This is a genomic window from Pseudomonas sp. GQ91 (genome assembly GCF_059758795.1).
The window spans coordinates 71,677-88,986 of the sequence record NZ_JCAXED010000002.1 but is presented as its reverse complement, the minus strand read 5'-3'; the positions used below and the strand labels follow the sequence as shown (position 1 = coordinate 88,986).

The following is a 17,310-nucleotide window of genomic DNA, read 5'->3' as shown; positions in this document are numbered from 1 at the left end:
GTTACTGCGCGATAGTTTTCACCGAAACCCCGCGTTCGATCGGCGTCGAGCGACCATAGATATCTTCAAACCGCTCGATATCGTCTTCGCCCAGGTAGCTGCCCGACTGCACTTCAATGATCTCCAACGGAATTTTGCCCGGGTTGCGCAGGCGGTGTACCGAGGCAATCGGGATGTAGGTGGATTGGTTTTCCGTGAGCAGGAACACGTTCTCGTCGCAGGTCACTTCGGCCGTGCCGCTGACCACAATCCAGTGTTCGGCGCGGTGGTGGTGCATCTGCAGCGACAGGCACGCGCCGGGCTTGACCGAGATGTGCTTGACCTGGAAGCGTCCGCCCATGTCCACCGAATCGTAGGAGCCCCACGGACGGTAGACTTCGCAGTGATTCTGGGTCTCGCTGCGGCCCTGTTCGTTGAGGGTGTTGACCATCTGCTTGACGCCCTGGACCTTGTCCTTGTGGGCAATCATCATTGCGTCTTTGGTTTCCACCACCACGATGTTGTCCAGGCCGATGACCGACACCAGCTTGCCATTGCCGTGGATCATGCAGTTGCGGCTGTCCTGGATCACCACGTCGCCTTTGCTGACGTTCCCGTCGACGTCTTTCTCGTTGACGCTCCATAGCGAAGCCCAGCAACCCACGTCGCTCCAGCCGGCGCTCAGTGGTACGACGCAGGCGCGCTGGGTCTTTTCCATCACGGCGTAGTCGATGGAATTATCCGGGCAGCAGGCGAACGTGGCTTCGTCGAAAGTCACGGTGTCGGCGTCTTGCTGGCTGCGCTCCAGGGTCAGCACGCAGGTGTCGTAGATGTCCGGATCGTGCTTTTTCAGTTCTTCCAGGAAGCGGCTGGCGCGGAACAGGAACATGCCGCTGTTCCAGAAATACCCGCCACTTTTGACAAACTCCACCGCGCGCTTTTCGTCAGGCTTTTCGACGAACTGCTGCACGCGGCTGACGCCTTCTGGCAGCAGCGAATCGTTGGTCGACTTGATGTAGCCATAACCGGTTTCCGGACGCGTGGCCGGTACACCGAACAACACCATCTCGCCACGCTCGGCCGCTACGGTGGCCAGGGCCAGGGCGCGTTGCAGGGCTTTTTGATCGTCCAGTACGTGATCGGCCGGCAGCACCAGCATCAGTTCGTCACGGCCTTCGTTGACCAGCATCATCGCGGTCAGCGCTACGGCCGGCGCGGTGTTGCGGCCGAAGGGCTCCATGAGGATGCGCTGGGTGTCGAGCTTACGTGCGCTCAGTTGCTCGTTGACGATGAAACGGTGGTCTTTGTTGCAGACCACGATAGGCGCGTCCATGCCCTCGAACACCAGGCGTTCGAGGGTTTGCTGGAACAGCGTGTGTTCGCCGGTCAGCGCCAGGAACTGCTTGGGAAACTGTTTACGCGAAAGCGGCCAAAGACGTGAGCCGCTACCACCGGAAAGGATTACTGGGATCATGGTGTTTCTCCTTGAATCTGTATGGGTTAGAGCCTGTGGGAGCGGGCTTGCTCGCGATGGCGTCAGCTTGGTGTAACTGAGACACCGAGTCGCCTGCATCGCGAGCAAGCCCGCTCCCACCAGGGGGAATGCGTCAATTCAACCGCTGGTTAGCGCGTCGACACAGGGCGCTTGACCCATACTGGCGACAGGTTGGAGCCTTGGCCGGTGACATAGAGTACCGCCGCTTCACCGCGTTCCAGGGCCACTGGCTTCAGGTCTCCGACTTTCTTGTCGCCGTCGAACAGCGCCAGGCTGACCTTTACCGGATTGATTTCACGCTCGCCGCGGCCCTTGGCGGCCACTGCCTTGACCACTTCGGTCTTGCCATCGGCGGTCTTCAGGGTCAGGGACTTGTCACTGAGGTTCTGCACGCGTACCAGGGATTTCTGTTTGTTCTTGAACGGCGGTTCTTCGATCAATTGTGGCTGGCCGCTACCGCTGTTGACCAGGGTGTAGTAATGATCGGCGGCCAGCTTGACCGTCACGGCCTGGCTGCCGACCTTGGCACTGTAGTCGCCGCCTGGCAGGAAGCTGAAGTCACTGCTGCCCAGGGGGGCGACATCGTTCAGGGCGGTGTTGCCGACCGTGGCGCTGACTTCCTGATTGCTGGCGTTGAACAGGCGCACGAAGCTTGAACCTTTCGGCGCGACAGGGCCATAGAGGGCGGCGTCGCCACCGGCGAAGGCGGACATCGACACAACACTCATGCCTGCAACGAGGGCAAGGGTCTTGGCGAGACGACGAGGAGTTTTAGTGAAAGTCATGGTGTACCTCTCTTTCAGTTTTGCGCCCGGTCGGGCGTCTCGGATTTTGCGGTGTTGATTGCCATGTTCTGTTGGCGCGTACCGGCTTGTTTGAGTTGCGCGACCCACTGCGGGTCGGCATCGCCGATTTCGTTGTTCACAGGCAGATAACGTTCAGGAAACTCCCAGACCAGCACCTGCGGCGGGCTGTTCTTGAAGTCGTCGCTTTTCAGGTAGCTGAGCATCGGCAGGATCGGGCCGTGGCCGTCTTCGGAGTAGTTCACCACCTCGCTGCCCAAGGCCTGCTTCAGGGCCCCGACGAAGTTCCAGTTGGGATTGGCGCTGTAGCTGGTGCCCACCAGGGCGACCGGCATTTCGCTGTCGGCGAACAACGCCGCATCACCGGCCGCCTGGGATTGCACCGCGTGGGTCACGCGCTTTTGCAGCGGCTCCTTGGGCGGCATCAGGTTTTCGAACAGCGGGTCCAGCGGCAGAAACAGCCGCAGGTCGCCCTTGTGGGGTGTCGTGGACTCGGCTTCGGTCACAAACCGCTGGGGTTCGCCGCTGAGCAGGGTCTTGGCGTTGATCACCTTGGCCAGTTGTCTGGCGGCCACTTCGGCGCCGTCCGGGGTCCAGTGCGTATCGGTGCGCAGGAACACTTGCTGACCGTGGAGCTTGGCTTGTTGCAGCGGGCCCAGCAGGTCGGGGGCGATGATCTTGTCGGCGGCAAGCCGGGCGTGGAAATCCTGGTAAAGACCGGCATGAATACTCGCTGGGCGCACTTCACCCAGATGCTCCGGGTACAGGCGCACCTTGGCCGGGACAATCGCCATCACCAGTTGCACGCCACGCGCCTTGAGGGTCTGGCGTACGCCTTCGACCAACGCGTAGTTGCCTTGCAGGTTCTGCTCGGCATTGGCGGTGGGGTTGAACTCTTCGTCGCTGTACAGCCAGTGATCGCGACCCAGCACCACGCCGGGGCGACCTTCGTTGAACAGTTTGTAGTCCAGCGCGGCCCAGAGGTTGGTGCCGAGGCGCTTGATCGGGAACTCATCGTCGTAATGAGTTTCGACGGCCTTGGCCCAGCGACCATTGAGTACGGTGGCCTCGGCGTTGGTGCTGAAACCGAAGAAACTGCGTATCGACCAGGCGCCGAGTGCCAGCAGCAAGGCCATGAACAGGGCGGTGTAGAGGATGCGTAATGAACGGGTCATGGTCGGCTCCCTCAGAATTGGAAGTAAAGGAACGGCGAGAAGCTTTGCGCCGAAAGTTTGAGAATCGAAGCAACGAACAGCAGCAGGATCAGCGCGCGCATGGCGTAGCGGGGCCAGTCGGCGGTCCAGTAGGCCGGTTGCACGGCGGCGTTGCTGCCGACGCTGAAACCAGGCTCCTGGATGCTGCCGGGGTTGTCGCCCGGGACTGCCTTGATCAGGCTCGGGTCGGCAGGCCGGGTCTTTTCAGCCGGACGATTGCGGTAAAAGTCGCGCAGCCCGAAGAACGCCAGCGTGGCGTACGCCACCACCATGGTTGCCACTTGCAGGCCGGTGAGGTTGGCGCGGTTGAGTTCCGACAGCGACCACTCGCCAAAGCTGAACATTGCGCCGTACATGCGACCGGCGACGTGCAGGTTTTCGGCGCGGAAGATCACCCAGCCCATCACCACCAGCAGGAAGGTAAAGGCCCAGCGCACTGGATTGAAACTGCGTGGCGAGGTGTTGAGACCGATGGCTTTTTCAATCGCCAGCCACATGCCGTGCCACGCACCCCAGACGATGTAGGTGATGTTTGCGCCATGCCACAGACCACCGAGCAACATGGTCAGGAACAGGTTGCGGTAGGTGGTCAGGGTGCCTTTGCGGTTGCCACCCAGGGTGATGTAGAGGTAATCGCGCAGCCAGGTCGAGAGGCTGATGTGCCAGCGCCGCCAGAACTCGGTGATCGATTGGCTGATATAGGGCTGCTTGAAGTTTTCCATGAAGCGGAAACCCATCATCAGGCCCAGGCCGATGGCCATGTCGCTGTAACCGGAGAAGTCGAAATACAGCTGCGCGGTATACGCCAGCGCACCGAGCCAGGCATCGCCGGTCGTGGGGTTTTGCAGGGCGAAGCAATGGTCGGCGACCACCGCGAGGGTGTCGGCAATGAAGACCTTCTTGATGAACCCCTGCATGAACCGCGTGCAGCCCTCGGAGAACTTGTCGAGGGTGTGGGTGCGGTTGTTGAACTGGTCGGCGAGGTCGCGAAAACGCAGGACAGGACCTGCGATCAGGTGCGGGAAGATCGCCACGAACGCCGCGAAGTCGATCAGGTTGCGGGTTGCAGGCGTGTCGCCACGGTAGACGTCGATGATGTAGCTGATGGACTCGAAAATGTAGAACGAGATGCCGATCGGCAACAGCACATGGGTCAGGATAAACGGCTCCAGGCCCGCCGACTTCATCATTACGTTGATGCTGTCGACGCCGAAGTTGGCGTACTTGAAGTAGCCGAGGATGCACAGGTCAACCGCCACGCCGAGCAGCAGCCAGCGTTGCGCGGGTTTGGTGCGAACCCCGGCGGCACCGACCTTGAGGCCGATCCAGTAATTCCACAGGGTCACCGCGGCGAACAGCGCCAGGAAGTCCACTCGCCACCAGGCGTAGAACACGTAACTGGCAATCAGCAGCAGCAGATTGCGATAGCGTTGCCCGCTCAAATAGTACAAGCCGAGAAAGATCGGCAAGAACAGAAACAGGAACACATTGGACGAGAAAACCATCCCGATCTCTCCACGTTTAACCAACAGTCAAGGGCCAACGGCCCCCCCAAACCCCCCGTCGAAACGGGCGGTGGTGTAGCTGACGGAGGGTGAGTGTCAGTGAAATCCACCCCTCACCCCCCGCCCTCTCCCCGGAGGGGAGAGGGAGCCGATCCCGGTCGCTTTCGAAACCTGGATTCGGCTCGGTATTTCAGGTCGCTTGCGAGCCTGAGTTCAGCCGGGTATTTCAGCTCGCAGTACGCCGCCCCTCACCCCCCGCCCTCTCCCCGGAGGGGAGAGGGAGCCGATCCCGGTCGCTTTCGAAACCTGGGTTCGGCTCGGTATTTCAGGTCGCTCGCGAAAGCTGTGTTCGGCTCGCTTTCGAACCTGAGTCCGACTCGGTATTTCAGGTTGCTTGCGAAAGCTGTGTTCGGCTCGCTTTCGAACCTGAGTCCGATTCGGTATTTCAGGCTGCAGTACCTTGATCCTTCACCTCGGTCAGTCCCCTCTCCCCTCCGGGGAGAGGGTTAGGGTGAGGGGCGGTTTTCAGCCGCCCCGCACATCACGACCCCTTGCCACCTTTCTCATGTGCCGGGTCATAGACCTTGGTCAGGTCTCCACCCAGGCGAAACGTCTTGAAAGGCTGCATTTCATGCTTGCGTTCCAGCACATCCGGCGCGCAGGTGTAGAGGGTGCAGAACGGCTCCAACCAGGCAAATTTCATGTCCTTTTTCAGGTCTTTCATGTCCTGTTCCTCGCCGTTCTTCTGCTCGAAGATCTCCGGGTCTTTAACACCGGCCAGCACGTTTTCGCCGAGACGTTTGAGTGCGCCGTTGTTTTCCTGGCGCAGATCGACACCATTGACCAGGGCAAAGCTGGCGATCATCGACAATGGCGGCAGGGCGTAGTTGTGATACGACAAGGCCCGTTGCTGACGCTTCAATTCGTTGGGCAGGAAGCCTTGGGCATCCACCTGATTGGCGCCGATCTTGTATTCCTTCACCGCCCAGTCAAACAGGTCGCGGCGGTTGGTGGCGACGGAAGTCGCCATCACTGACCAGGCAGCCCAGTACGAGTGGTTGTTGATTTTTTTCAGCGGCAGATTGCTCCAGTCGCTGACCACTTGATCCGCCAGTCTGTTGAACCAGGCCTCGATCAGTTGGGATTCCTGCTGATGATTGGCCAGCGGACGCGACTCGGAAAACTTCAGGCGCACATAAGCCGAGGCCATGCTGCCCAGCGCCCATTTGCGCATCGATTTGCCAGTGTGGTTGAAGTCCTTGGACATCAATGCATCTGCCTTGGCCCAGGTCACCAGCCAGTTCAAGGTGCATTCCAACTGCTCCGGACGGCCATCGCGCATGAACTGCATCACGCGTTTGCTGGTGTCTTTTTCCAGCTTGGTGATGTCGGCGGTACTGTCGCGAAAGGCTTTTTCCGATTGCAGGTTCAGGGTCGAACGCGCTTTGTCGGAACCTTCATACTTGCTGCGAAACTGCAGCGGGCCGGTGTAAGGCGTCGGCATTGCATCGCAGCCGTCCTTGAAGTCGCCGGTCTTGAACGCCTCGATTGGTGCGGCGTAGCCCTGGGGAGGACGCAGTGGCGCGGCGGCGTTCACCGAGCCGGCAAACATCGCCAGGCCCAGCAGCGTTGGAGTCAGTAGCTTGTGCATAAGTAACCTCATTGCCCGACCGATGCGGTCTGTTGACCACCGGAAGGGAATACGTTGCGTGTGCAAATTTTCGCTTCGACTTTCTGCGCGGCAGCACCCGCTTCGGGACCCTGCACTTCCACAGCCAGCAGGTTTTGCGAGGCCCAGTCTTCATCGGTGCGCAGTTCAAAGGCGAAACGCCCGTCTGTCTCGGATGTTTCGGGTTTATCGATCTTGATGTCCTCGTGGCGCCCGTTCATGTACCAGAGGGTGGCTTGCAGGGTTTTCACCGACGGATCGGCGAAGCGAATGTCGACCTGATGGTTACGGTTGCGCAGGTCCATGTTCTTGCTGTTGACCATCAACTCATTCTTGCCGGGCTTGAGGGTGGTGCTGGCGCTCATCTGCGCCGGCTTGCCTTCACAGCCGTTGTCCAGCAGCGACATCATCTGGCGATAGATGGTCTCCTGGTCGAGGCGATACAGCGGCGAAAACTCCCAGATCAGGATTTTCGGCGGGCTCTTCTGGAACTCATCGCTGCCCAGGTACTGCAACATCGAGCCTTCCAGGCCACCGCCGGGAAACGCGACGTTCAAAATGTCGGCACCGATTTCTTCCTGAAGGAAGCCGGCGAAGTTGTAGTTCTTGCCGCTGTGACTGGTGCCCACCAGGGTGATCTGCGGATTGCCCGAGTCGCCGAACAGATCGCCGTCGCCCGCTTCACCCTTGGGTTCGGTGGTGAATTGGTCCATGTACTGGATCGCATAGCTGGTGCCGCACAACTGTCCGGCCATGTTGTGCAGGGTGCCGGTCTTGCCCATGCGCCCGGACTTTTTGGTCTCGAACTCGCGCTTGGGAATGTCGGCAAACTCGGGCAACTGTTTGACCTTGGCCGCGACAATTTTTGCCGTGCGCTGGGCGCCGTAAGGGGTCCAGTGTTGGTCGCCGCGGAAATAGAAATCATGCGCCGGCAACTCATCGGGCAGTTGCTCGTTGGTCAATGGCGACAGGTCCGGCACCACGTAGCCCATCTTCGCAAAGCGGCCGAGCATGGACTTGTAATTGCCCAGCGCCGTGTCGAAGTCGAACTTGGCTTTTTCCTCCGGATTGAGCTTGTTGCGGTTCACCAGGCCACGGGTTGGCTGATAGACCAGCACCAGTTCCACACCTTTGCTTTTGAACGCGTCGTGCAACTGCTGCAAGCGTTTGTAGCCGGCAGGTGTGGTCTCGAACTGGGTGCGCAGGTCTTCCTGGGTACGGAACAACCAATCGCCCTGGGCTTGCACCAGGGTGGTGAAGTTTTGCTGGTAGCGCGTGGTGTAGTTTTTCGCGTCATGGGCGGCCGGGCACAGGTTGCAGCATGGCTCGGCGGTAAACGTCGGCGCCGCGACGGTGTCGGCGCGCGCGCCGCTGCTGGCAGCCAGAATGCCGAGGGTCAAACCCGAGAGGCTGAGCAGCTTGATCATGTGTGGGTGCATAAAAGTCATCCTCAGTCCTGCAATTGGGTCTGGCGTTCGACAGGGTCGATCAGCACGGCTTTCTGCTGGCGCACCAGCAGATCGAGAATTTCATCCTGGCGTTCGCCGAGAATCCCCGAGAAGCTGATGCCGCTGGTTTTGGTCGGCGCGAGCATGGATACGCGGTACAGCTCGATGCTCAGCGGCGAGTCGATGGACAGCGGTCCGCTGCCATTGGCGGCCAGTTCGCCGCCGACCACGATCAGCGACACCTGGGCATCGAAGGGGTCCAGGGCGATGTCGCGGTCGGTGTTGGTCAAATCCTTGATGTGGCCGTAGACGCCGGTCAGGCCGTTGGCCATGGCGATATTTTCATACAGGCGAATATTCACGCTGTTACGCACGCGGATACCGTGGCGTCGGTTGCTGATCACCTTGTTGCCCCACAGCAGGTTGTCGCCGCTCTCATAGAGCGTGATGCCGTCGGTATGGTTGCGGTAGATCTCGTTGTCGGCGATCAGGTTGTTCACGCTGTTACGGTCGATCACCAGGCCCGAAAGCTTGTTGTCGTAGCTGCGGTTGTTGAAGATGAAGCTGTCGTTCACTTCCCGGGAAATGATGATGCCGTGCTTCTTCTTCGTCCCGTAGACGGTGTTGTCGGCGATGATCAGGCCGTGTGAGCGGTCATGGGGGTCGATGCCGTAGACGATGTTGTCCTTGTAGGTGCTGCCCTTGATCACAAACCCTTCGGTTTCGTAGCAGTAGAAGCCGTACCACATGTCCGAGAATTCGGAGTCGATAATCCAGCCGGTGGGCTCCGGACGCTTCAGTACCTTGGCCATGTTCGGCGTGTATTGGGAAATACTCACGCCGTAGGATTTACTGTTGGCGTAGCCGAAGCTGGCCATCTTGCTGTTGACGATATAGGTCTCGGTGCCGCCCCAGGCCAGCAGGAACGGACGGAATTCCTTCGGCGAGCGAAAGGTCGCCGGGCCATTGCTTTGCTCGCGCCAGCCCGTGATTTTGGTATCACTCACAAACAACTGGCCATCGTTGACCAGGAACGAACCGGCTTCCTGGGACAGGCGCAGTTCCTGGGTCTGCTTGTCGATTTCGAGGATGCCTTTCTCGCCGACCACGATCGGCAACCTGGCCAGAAATACGCCGGGCGAGGTTTCGCTCAGGTATTGCTTGGGCACTTTCTTGGCCAGATCCTTGAGGTTCAGGTAGCCGTCGTCGATAAAAATCGCCTGGGGAATGCCATGTTGGCGCACCACCCATTCGGCCATTTTGTTGTCGCCACCGATAAAGTCCTTGAGGGCAGGCTCCTGCATCATCCGGCGCACGCTGACCTTGCCGGGCTTGCTGCGGACAATTTTTGCCGCGGCGGCCTCGGCGGTATAACCCGACAAGTCCGGTAGCGCCGGCTTGGCCATCTCCAGCGGCGCGGTGGGCGGGCTGGTGATGGTGTAGGTCTTGGCTTGTTGCAGCTCTTTGGCGGTGATCGGCGCTTTGACTGCTGGCTCAACATTGGCCATGGCCGAAGTGCTGGCGAGCAGCATCGCTGCGACCAGCAGGCTGACCGAGCCTTTGAGGGCTGGAGAATTCATTGCGCAGGCTCCCATCAGAAGCGCCAGATCACGTCGACAAAGGCGCGGTGCATGTACGAGTCGACTTGCTTGCCGTAGGCATCGCCCGGTTTGAACACACCACCACGAAAACGCACCAGGGCCGACGGCTCGTCAATCGACTGGCTGAGGGCGGCGGGTAACAGGCCGTTCTTGAAGTACTTGGTCACCACCAGATCCATTTCCTGACCGAGGTCTTTCTTGCCGTCTTCAAGGGGCAGGGAGGTGCTGGACAGGATCGCGCCGGTCGGGTCGGTGGTGTTTTCGATCGCATCGATGCCGTTGCTGCCAACGGGCTTGTTGCCGTCGACACGCCAGAACTTGTGATACACCAGGCTGGCGTCGTACTCGTCGTTCATTTGCCATGAACCGAACAGACTCATGGACTGCAGGTTGTTCATCTCGCCACGAAATGCCTCGCCGAAACGGTGGAGTCGTGAACGCGTGCCGGTGAAGTTCGAGCGGTTGCTTTGCAGGCCGTTCTGCTCATAGTCAGCGCTGGCACGGGCATAGGCCGCACCCACTTGCCACTGCGGATCAAGGCGCAGGCGTACCCCGAGGTCGGTGGCCCAGCCGTCGACATCGGTGTTGCGCTTGGCGTTGGTGGGGCGCGAGCCGTCGGCGTTCAGCGCATTGACGTTACTGCGCTCGCCCTGCATGCCGGTGACGCTCGCCCAGTAGTTGAGCGTGTTGGTGTTGCGCCAGTTATAGGCATCACTGTTGGCTTCGATGCCGAGCCAGGTCAGGTCGCCATTTTCGCGCTTGTCCAGCGAATCGGCGGCCACCCCCGGTTGCGGGTAGTCGAGCTTGCCATTGTCGTGGGAGTGATGGGCGCGCAGGCCCACCCAATGACCGGGTGTCCACTGGTAGGCCGCATCGGCGTAGAAGTGCTGGCGATCCTTGTCCTCCGGGGACAGCTCCTTGAGGTCGGTGCGGTATTCGCTGAAACGCTCGGCGGCGCCGATATTGGCCTTCAGCAAGGTGGTGTCGAAGGTCCAGTTCAGCGCTTCGATATTGGTGTCGCGCCATTGACCATCGTCGTTGCGCAGGCGCTGGCGGCCGAACTTGAGGATCTCGCCGGGGTAGGGCGTGAAACCGCTGTAGCCGACCCAGAACTCACGCAGGGCCAGGTAGTTTTTCTTGGTCTTGCGGTCGTCATTGCTCGATTGTTCCGTGCTGTCGCCATCCGACTGTTGCAGGGTGTCGGTCTCGATGATGTCGCTGGACGTCACGGCCTGGCCCATGGCGAAGGCGCTCCAGTTACCGCGCTCACCGTAGATCCAGGGACGTATGTCCAGGCCGATACCGTTGACGTCGCCGCCATCTTGGGTGCCGAGGTCGCGGTCGTCTTCGGACTGGCCGGTGATTTTCACGTCCAGGCCGAAGTTCTGGTCTTCGGTCAAGGCCGCCAGGGTCGGGCACGACCACAGCAGGGCGAAGGTCAGGCCAATACCGGCCTTGACGAATGGATTGAGTTTCATAGGGAGTCCTCGCCTTCTTCTTGCAGGGCGTGCAGTTGCAGCGTGTTTTGCGTCAGGGCACCACGGGCCGCCAGTTCCTGTTGCAGCAGGCGCTGGCCTTCGGCGCGCTGGGCGGGCGGCAGTTGTGCTTCCAGCTGCGCAGCCAGTTCATTGGCCTGTGGCGTGTCTTGGGTTTTCGCCAGTTGACTGAACACATAGGCATTCAGTGGGTCGGGCTTGGTGCCCTTGCCTTGGGAAAACAGCTGGGCGATGGCGAAGTCGGCGCTGTTCTGGCCGTTGCGTGCGGCGGTCAGCAAATGATCGAGTGCCTTCTGCGAGTAGACCTGGCCCAGGTAGCCACGGCGGTAGATCTGGCCGAGGTAGTAATCGGCGGCCACTTCCTGGCCCTGGGCCTTCTGGAAGTGCGCCTCGGCGGCCTTGGCATCGGCCGGAACCCACTTGCCTTCGTAGTAGAGCTTGCCGAGCAACAGTTCGGCGCGCGGTTGGTCGGCGGCGCGGCCATTGTCCAGATACTTCATCATCTGATCGACGTCGCCCATTTCGGGGAAGTCGTAGAGCAGTTGCGCGAGGCTGACCCAGGCGGCCGGGTAACCGGGAGCAATTTTTTCCAGCAGCGCCTGGGCGGTTTTTTCGTCCGGCGTGCCCACGTTCGCGTCGGCCAGCACACGGGCCACACTGTCTACCCGCTGCGCGGTGACGGTGCCATGGCTGTAGCCGGCGTCCAGTTGCTTGAGCAGCTCGGCTTGTTGCTCCGGCTGCTGGCGTTTCTGGTAGACGGTGGCCAGCTCGACGTAGCAGATGTCAGTGCTGTTCAACGCGGCCTTGCAGATTTTTTCGATGTCATCCAGGTGTTGATCGTAGGTGCCCTGGGTGCGGTACAGCAGCACTTGCGCCAGGCCCGCTTCCGGATAACCGGCGTTGCGCCAGGTGTCGATCTGCTGCTGGGCGTTGATGCTCGGGAAATCATGCGGGTATTGCAGGTACAGCATTGCCAGTGGGATCAGGGTGTTGCCTTGGCCATTGGCAAACGCCTTTTTCAACAGGCTTTCGGCTTCATGGTGTTCGGCTGCGGTGGCGCCGGGCTTGGCCACCAGCAGGCGACCCAGACGCGCCTGGGCGCGGGGCGAGATATCGGCGGCCGCACGGTAGGTGGCTTCGGCCTGTTTGATCTGCGCCGGGTCGCGGCTGCCGACCTGGATGTCTGCCATGCCGACCTGGGCTTCGCTGTAACCCAGGTCGGCCAATTGCTGGTAGTTCTGCGCGGCGGTGACGGTGTCGCCACGCTTGAGCGCTTCGTTGGCCAGGCGTTGATCAGGCAGGCCGGCGCAACCGGCCAGGGCGATGGCCAGCGCCAGTGGCACCGGCAAGGTTCGAAGGGCGTTCATGATTAGAGACCTGCAGCCATGGCTTTATCGATCAGCCAGTTCAGGGACGGGCCACGGTCGCTGGTGACTTCCACCGGGCGCCCGGCGTAAACGCTGTCCAGCGGTGCATCGGGCTTGATCTGCACGCGGATGTCGGAGGACAGGTCGGAACTGTTGAGGCTGGTGCTGCTGACGATGGTGCCGGTGCGCACCTGATCTTCATCCGCTACCTGGAAGCTCACGGGGGTACCTGGACGGACGTCGGCAAACTGGCGATAGGTGAAGCGTGCCTCGACATTGGCCTGGCTGCCGCGTGGCACCAACTGGAAGATCACGTCGCCTTTGCTGGCGTATTGACCGTCAGCCACCAGTTGCTGAGCCACGACGCAATCGCAAGGCGAGGTCAGGGTGCCGGTCATTTGCTTGCCGAACAGTTCTTCCACCTTGGCCGGTTGCAATTGATCCTCGTCCAGATGGCCCTTGAGCACGTCGAGCATGCTCGTGCTGAAGGTCGCCAGTGGCGCGCCCTTGGCTGCGACGCCGTTGTCTTTGATCAGGCTTTGCACCGTGCCGTCGCGGGGCATGGTCACGTTCATTCCGGGTACGCTCACCAGGCCGGCCTGGGCGTGGCTGACGAAGTACATGCCATACACCGATTTGAAGATGAAACCGAACGCTGCCAGGCCTACCAGGAAGATCGCCAGGCTGAACGTCACTGCGCGCAGGCGACCGAACGCACTCATGCCGCTGCCGCCGTCCTTGACCTTGCGTGCCTTGGTGAAGTTATCCCGCTGCAGCGTCGCCAGCACGTCGCCCATGGTCACGATGTCGCCGGACAGGTGCGAGGTGATCAGGTGGCGCAGGGTGGAGATGTCCTGGGCGTCGAGGTTCTGGAACTGGCAACCGGTACGGCCGGTCTGGCGGTCGTGGGAACGCACCATCAACTCGACGTCCATGGCCAGGCCCAGGTTGTCGATCACAAATTGCAACCGAGCCTTATGCACATCGCCGACCTTCAGCGGTTGCTGGGCAGCGTTAAAGGCCAGGCCGCCAGCAGACAGGTCGATGACCCGGACTTCCATGGGCGTACGGTCGGCGCCGAAGAAGCGCAGTTTGGCTGGGATCTTGACCCGGGCGTGTTGGCGCTGGGCTTCGGATTCGTGGACGACGTTGGCGTTGACAGCTGGGTTCATTGGGCTATTCATGGCGGTGTAATTCCTCAGTTAATTCAGGCTTGGCAGGGTCAGACCATCATCAGCAACACGGCGACAAAAATGCTGCCGGCGGAGAAGGTCATGGTCCGAGACGACCAGGTGTTGAACCAACGTTGAAAGCTGGCCAAATCGCGGGTCAGTTTGGTGTCCTGGCGGGTCCAGGACTGTTGATCAAGACGGAAGAACACGTAGATTTTCACCAGCGCGCCCATGATCTGGTTGTAATAGAGAATCATCGGGTAGGCCGGGCCGATCGTGTGGCCGGAACACGACAGCAACAGGGTCAGAATCAAGCGTGTGATGCCGATCCACAGCAGGTAGACGAGGATGAACGCACCGCCGTATTTGAAGGTGGCGATGATCGCGACCGTCAGGCCCAGCAGCGAAGTCCACATCGACACGCGCTGATCGAACAGCACCACGCTGGTGAAGGCACCGAGGCGTTTGACGCCCAGGCCCAGGGCTCGGGAGTTCTGGCGCAGGTTGTTGCCGTACCAGCGGAACATCAGCTTGCGGCTGGCTTTGATAAAGCTCTTTTCCGGTGGGTGTTCGACGGTGTGGATCGCCGCGTCCGGCACGTAGAACGTGTCGTAGCCCAGACGCATCAGGCTGAACCAACTGGACTTGTCATCCCCGGTGAGAAACTTGAAACGGCCCAGGCGCCAGTGCTGCAGCGAATCGCTTTCCACGTCGGCGATAAAACCGGGGTCGGTGACCACACTGGCGCGGAACACCGACATGCGTCCGGTCATGGTCAATACACGCTTGGACAGGGCCATGGAGCACATGTTGATGTGGCGTTGGGCGAAGCGCAGCTTGTGCCATTCGCTCATGATGTAGCCGCCGCGCACTTCGCAGAACTCATTGGTCGTCAGCCCGCCGACATTGCCGAACAGTTGGAACCACGGCACGGTCTTGCGCACTACGCCTTCGGCGAGCACGGTATCGCCATCGATCACCGCCACGACGGCGCGGTCGTCCGGCAAGTGGCGCGAGATGGCGCGGAAACCGAAGGCCAGGCCGTCGCGCTTGCCGGTGCCGGCGATGCGCACAAAGTCCAGCTTCACGTGATTCGGTGGGTTCAGCTTTTCCCAGAGACTCTTGACCAGCAGCTCATCGGACATTTCCACCAGCGAGCAGACCACGGTGGTGGGGAAACCACATTCGATCGCCTCGCGAATCACCGAGCTGTAGACCTGCGCGGTGGTCAGCGCGTCGATACGGAAGCTGGTGACCATCAGGAACACATGAGACGGGTCTGCGGTCTTGCCCAGCTTGCGCACTTTGCGCCGCAGGTGCGGGTAGACCACGTACAGGAACAGCATGCCACGCACAAAGTGGATGGCACCCATCGAGTAGCGCCAGATACCGACGGCGCCAATCAGGAAAATGAAATGCTTCGATTCGGAGTCGAATGTACTCGCCGGCAACATCAGGGCAAGGCACATCAAAAGCCCCAGAAACAGTAGCCAGCCAGTCGCTTGGTTTAGCCTTTGCATATTTGCATCCGTCGCAGTGGAGAAGGGCTGCAAGTTGCAAGCTTCAAGCTGCAAGATAAGAGCTTCTAACTTGCCGCTTGCAGCTTGAAACTTGCCGCTGCTCTTGCGTTACCAGCAAATACCTTCGGTACGGCCGTTGACGCTGGTAGCCTTGGTCATGAAGCCCACCAGGTCGATCACTTGCTTGCCGTGCGGTGCGTTTTGCGCCAGGGCACGGAACTTCTCGTCGCGGTTGCCGAGGATGATCACGTCGGAGTGGTTGATCACGGCGTCGAAGTCCGAATTGAGCAGGGACGACACGTGGGGGATTTTCCCTTCGATGTAATCCTTGTTTGCGCCGTGGACACGAGCGTATTCGACGTTGCTGTCGTAGATGCTCAGGTCGAAGCCCTTGCCGATCAGCATTTCCGCCAACTCCACCAGCGGGCTTTCGCGCAGGTCATCGGTACCGGCCTTGAAGCTCAGGCCGAGCAGCGCGACTTTGCGTTTGTCGTGGCTGGAAACGATATCGAAGGCGTTCTGCACCTGGGACTCGTTACTGCGCATCAGCGAGTTCAGCAGCGGGGCTTCGACGTCCAGGGAGCCTGCGCGGTAAGTCAGGGCACGCACGTCCTTGGGCAGGCAGGAACCACCGAAGGCAAAACCTGGGCGCATGTAGTACTGGGACAGGTTGAGGGTCTTGTCCTGGCACACCACGTCCATCACTTCACGACCGTCGACGCCGACAGCCTTGGCGATGTTGCCGATCTCGTTGGCGAACGTCACTTTGGTGGCGTGCCAGACGTTGCAGGTGTACTTGATCATCTCGGCGACGGCGATGTCCTTGCGGATGATTGGCGCGTCGAGTTCTTCGTAGAGCGATTGCAGTACATCGCCGGAAGCGCTGTCGAACTCGCCGATGACAGTCATCGGGGGCAAGTCGTAGTCGGCGATGGCGGTGCTTTCGCGCAGGAATTCCGGGTTGACCGCGACGCCGAAATCGACACCGGCTTTCTTGCCGGAGCAGTCTTCGAGAATCGGGATCACCACGTTGGCCACGGTGCCGGGCAATACGGTGCTGCGCACGACGATGGTGTGGCGCGTGGCCTTGTCGCGCAGCACAAAACCGATCTCACGGCATACCGATTCGATGTAGTTGAGTTCCAGGTCGCCGTTCTTCTTGCTCGGCGTGCCGACGCAAATCATCGACAGGTCGGTGTCACGAATCGCTTCGGCGAAGTTGGTGGTGCCGCGCAGTCGGCCGGTCTGAATACCCTGGCTCAACAGTTCACCCAGGCCCGGTTCAACGATGGGGGATTTGCCCGCGTTGATCAGGTCGATCTTTTCCTTGGAGATGTCCACGCCGACCACTTCGTGGCCCCGTGCAGACAAGCAACCGGCACAGACTGCGCCAACGTAACCCAAACCAAATATGCTGATGCGCATCGCATTTACCTCTGTATTAAATCATGCCATTAAAAGGCGGAGTTCATGTTTTCAAGCGTCACTCAGGCACCGGAAAGTTCAGCGAGTAAACGCCGATCTACCCTGTACAGGCATACTTAAAGTCGAGTGACTAACTAATGCACTCAAGTTGTGCGCAACGTGGCCTTATTATTGGGGCTTGCCCTGAAATGCAGCCGGCCTTCCTGGAGGGAAGAACCTGGCGCCAGTGTTGCAAGGACTTGAGGTGACCTGAAAATCCAGTCAAATCAAGCTCTTGAGTTAAGTCACTGACCCATTTAGGGGAGCTCAGCCTTGGCCTTATAGGAGATAGCAATAAACTGTTATCGCCTGCCCTCAACTAAACGCTGGTGTTTTGACCGCGGCGTAAAAGTTGTTATGACAACTTAGTTACTGACCGATGGTCACCGTGTAAGTCATCTCGTACGAACACAGAGATAATCGTTACCGGTGGTATGAGCGGCACCTGGGGACATAGTTCCTAGCCACTCATCCTGTTTTCAGAAATTTCTTGAAATATTAGCCTAGATGGCACTAGTGTTATAGTGATAGCACTTGTTATTTTAACGTGTAGTTATAGGGGGTTCAGCGGGAGTTA

General features: G+C 59.9%; 12 protein-coding genes. All 12 read right to left on the bottom strand.

The window, feature by feature from the left end; translation table 11 throughout:
• Position 1: 1 nt before the first annotated feature.
• Entirely contained in the window at positions 2-1,453 is a 1,452-nt protein-coding gene (locus AC6CIA_RS02525) for a mannose-1-phosphate guanylyltransferase/mannose-6-phosphate isomerase (protein WP_498310490.1), read from the bottom strand.
• Positions 1,454-1,602: 149 nt separating this feature from the next.
• Positions 1,603-2,259 carry an alginate O-acetyltransferase AlgF gene (locus AC6CIA_RS02520; protein WP_498310489.1) on the bottom strand — a complete coding sequence of 219 codons (657 nt, stop codon included), beginning with the start codon at positions 2,257-2,259 and terminating at the stop codon, positions 1,603-1,605.
• Between the two features lie 14 nt (positions 2,260-2,273).
• The gene (locus AC6CIA_RS02515; RefSeq protein WP_498310488.1) at positions 2,274-3,452 is read right to left on the bottom strand and encodes an alginate O-acetyltransferase; all 1,179 of its coding nucleotides are present in this window, start codon (positions 3,450-3,452) and stop codon (positions 2,274-2,276) included.
• Positions 3,453-3,463: 11 nt separating this feature from the next.
• Positions 3,464-4,996, bottom strand: coding sequence for an MBOAT family O-acyltransferase (locus AC6CIA_RS02510; RefSeq protein WP_084376217.1), 1,533 nt, complete (start codon positions 4,994-4,996; stop codon positions 3,464-3,466).
• Between the two features lie 541 nt (positions 4,997-5,537).
• On the bottom strand, positions 5,538-6,647 hold the full coding sequence (locus AC6CIA_RS02505) for a mannuronate-specific alginate lyase (protein WP_498310487.1): 1,110 nt from the start codon (positions 6,645-6,647) through the stop codon (positions 5,538-5,540).
• A gap of 8 nt (positions 6,648-6,655) precedes the next feature.
• Positions 6,656-8,104 carry an alginate O-acetyltransferase gene (locus tag AC6CIA_RS02500; RefSeq protein ID WP_339528835.1) on the bottom strand — a complete coding sequence of 483 codons (1,449 nt, stop codon included), beginning with the start codon at positions 8,102-8,104 and terminating at the stop codon, positions 6,656-6,658.
• An 11-nt stretch (positions 8,105-8,115) separates the two neighbouring features.
• Positions 8,116-9,693 carry a mannuronan 5-epimerase AlgG gene (gene algG / locus AC6CIA_RS02495; protein ID WP_498310485.1) on the bottom strand — a complete coding sequence of 526 codons (1,578 nt, stop codon included), beginning with the start codon at positions 9,691-9,693 and terminating at the stop codon, positions 8,116-8,118.
• Between the two features lie 14 nt (positions 9,694-9,707).
• Complete coding sequence (locus tag AC6CIA_RS02490) at positions 9,708-11,192, bottom strand: alginate export family protein (protein WP_498310484.1); 1,485 nt, start codon at positions 11,190-11,192, stop codon at positions 9,708-9,710.
• Entirely contained in the window at positions 11,189-12,577 is a 1,389-nt protein-coding gene (gene algK, locus AC6CIA_RS02485; protein ID WP_498310483.1) for an alginate biosynthesis TPR repeat lipoprotein AlgK, read from the bottom strand. Before algK ends, AC6CIA_RS02490 begins: the two co-directional genes overlap by 4 nt.
• Positions 12,578-12,579: 2 nt before the next feature.
• A complete protein-coding gene (locus AC6CIA_RS02480; protein WP_498310482.1) occupies positions 12,580-13,749 on the bottom strand; it encodes a PilZ domain-containing protein in 1,170 nt (389 codons plus the stop codon).
• 50 nt (positions 13,750-13,799) lie between these two features.
• A complete protein-coding gene (gene alg8, locus AC6CIA_RS02475) occupies positions 13,800-15,269 on the bottom strand; it encodes a mannuronan synthase (protein ID WP_498310481.1) in 1,470 nt (489 codons plus the stop codon).
• A 108-nt stretch (positions 15,270-15,377) separates the two neighbouring features.
• Complete coding sequence (locus AC6CIA_RS02470; protein ID WP_498310479.1) at positions 15,378-16,694, bottom strand: nucleotide sugar dehydrogenase; 1,317 nt, start codon at positions 16,692-16,694, stop codon at positions 15,378-15,380.
• Between the last annotated feature and the right edge of the window lie 616 nt (positions 16,695-17,310).

Excerpts from the sequence above, each read along its gene's own strand:
- AC6CIA_RS02490 (WP_498310484.1), bottom strand. The coding sequence starts at position 11,192 with ATGAAACTCAATCCATTCGTCAAGGCCGGTATTGGCCTGACCTTCGCC.
- AC6CIA_RS02510 (WP_084376217.1), bottom strand. The coding sequence starts at position 4,996 with ATGGTTTTCTCGTCCAATGTGTTCCTGTTTCTGTTCTTGCCGATCTTT.
- AC6CIA_RS02525 (WP_498310490.1), bottom strand. The coding sequence starts at position 1,453 with ATGATCCCAGTAATCCTTTCCGGTGGTAGCGGCTCACGTCTTTGGCCG.
- AC6CIA_RS02515 (WP_498310488.1), bottom strand. The coding sequence starts at position 3,452 with ATGACCCGTTCATTACGCATCCTCTACACCGCCCTGTTCATGGCCTTG.
- AC6CIA_RS02480 (WP_498310482.1), bottom strand. The coding sequence starts at position 13,749 with ATGAACCCAGCTGTCAACGCCAACGTCGTCCACGAATCCGAAGCCCAG.
- algK (WP_498310483.1), bottom strand. The coding sequence starts at position 12,577 with ATGAACGCCCTTCGAACCTTGCCGGTGCCACTGGCGCTGGCCATCGCC.
- AC6CIA_RS02520 (WP_498310489.1), bottom strand. The coding sequence starts at position 2,259 with ATGACTTTCACTAAAACTCCTCGTCGTCTCGCCAAGACCCTTGCCCTC.
- AC6CIA_RS02500 (WP_339528835.1), bottom strand. The coding sequence starts at position 8,104 with ATGCACCCACACATGATCAAGCTGCTCAGCCTCTCGGGTTTGACCCTC.
- AC6CIA_RS02470 (WP_498310479.1), bottom strand. The coding sequence starts at position 16,694 with ATGCGCATCAGCATATTTGGTTTGGGTTACGTTGGCGCAGTCTGTGCC.
- algG (WP_498310485.1), bottom strand. The coding sequence starts at position 9,693 with ATGAATTCTCCAGCCCTCAAAGGCTCGGTCAGCCTGCTGGTCGCAGCG.
- alg8 (WP_498310481.1), bottom strand. The coding sequence starts at position 15,269 with ATGCAAAGGCTAAACCAAGCGACTGGCTGGCTACTGTTTCTGGGGCTT.
- AC6CIA_RS02505 (WP_498310487.1), bottom strand. The coding sequence starts at position 6,647 with ATGCACAAGCTACTGACTCCAACGCTGCTGGGCCTGGCGATGTTTGCC.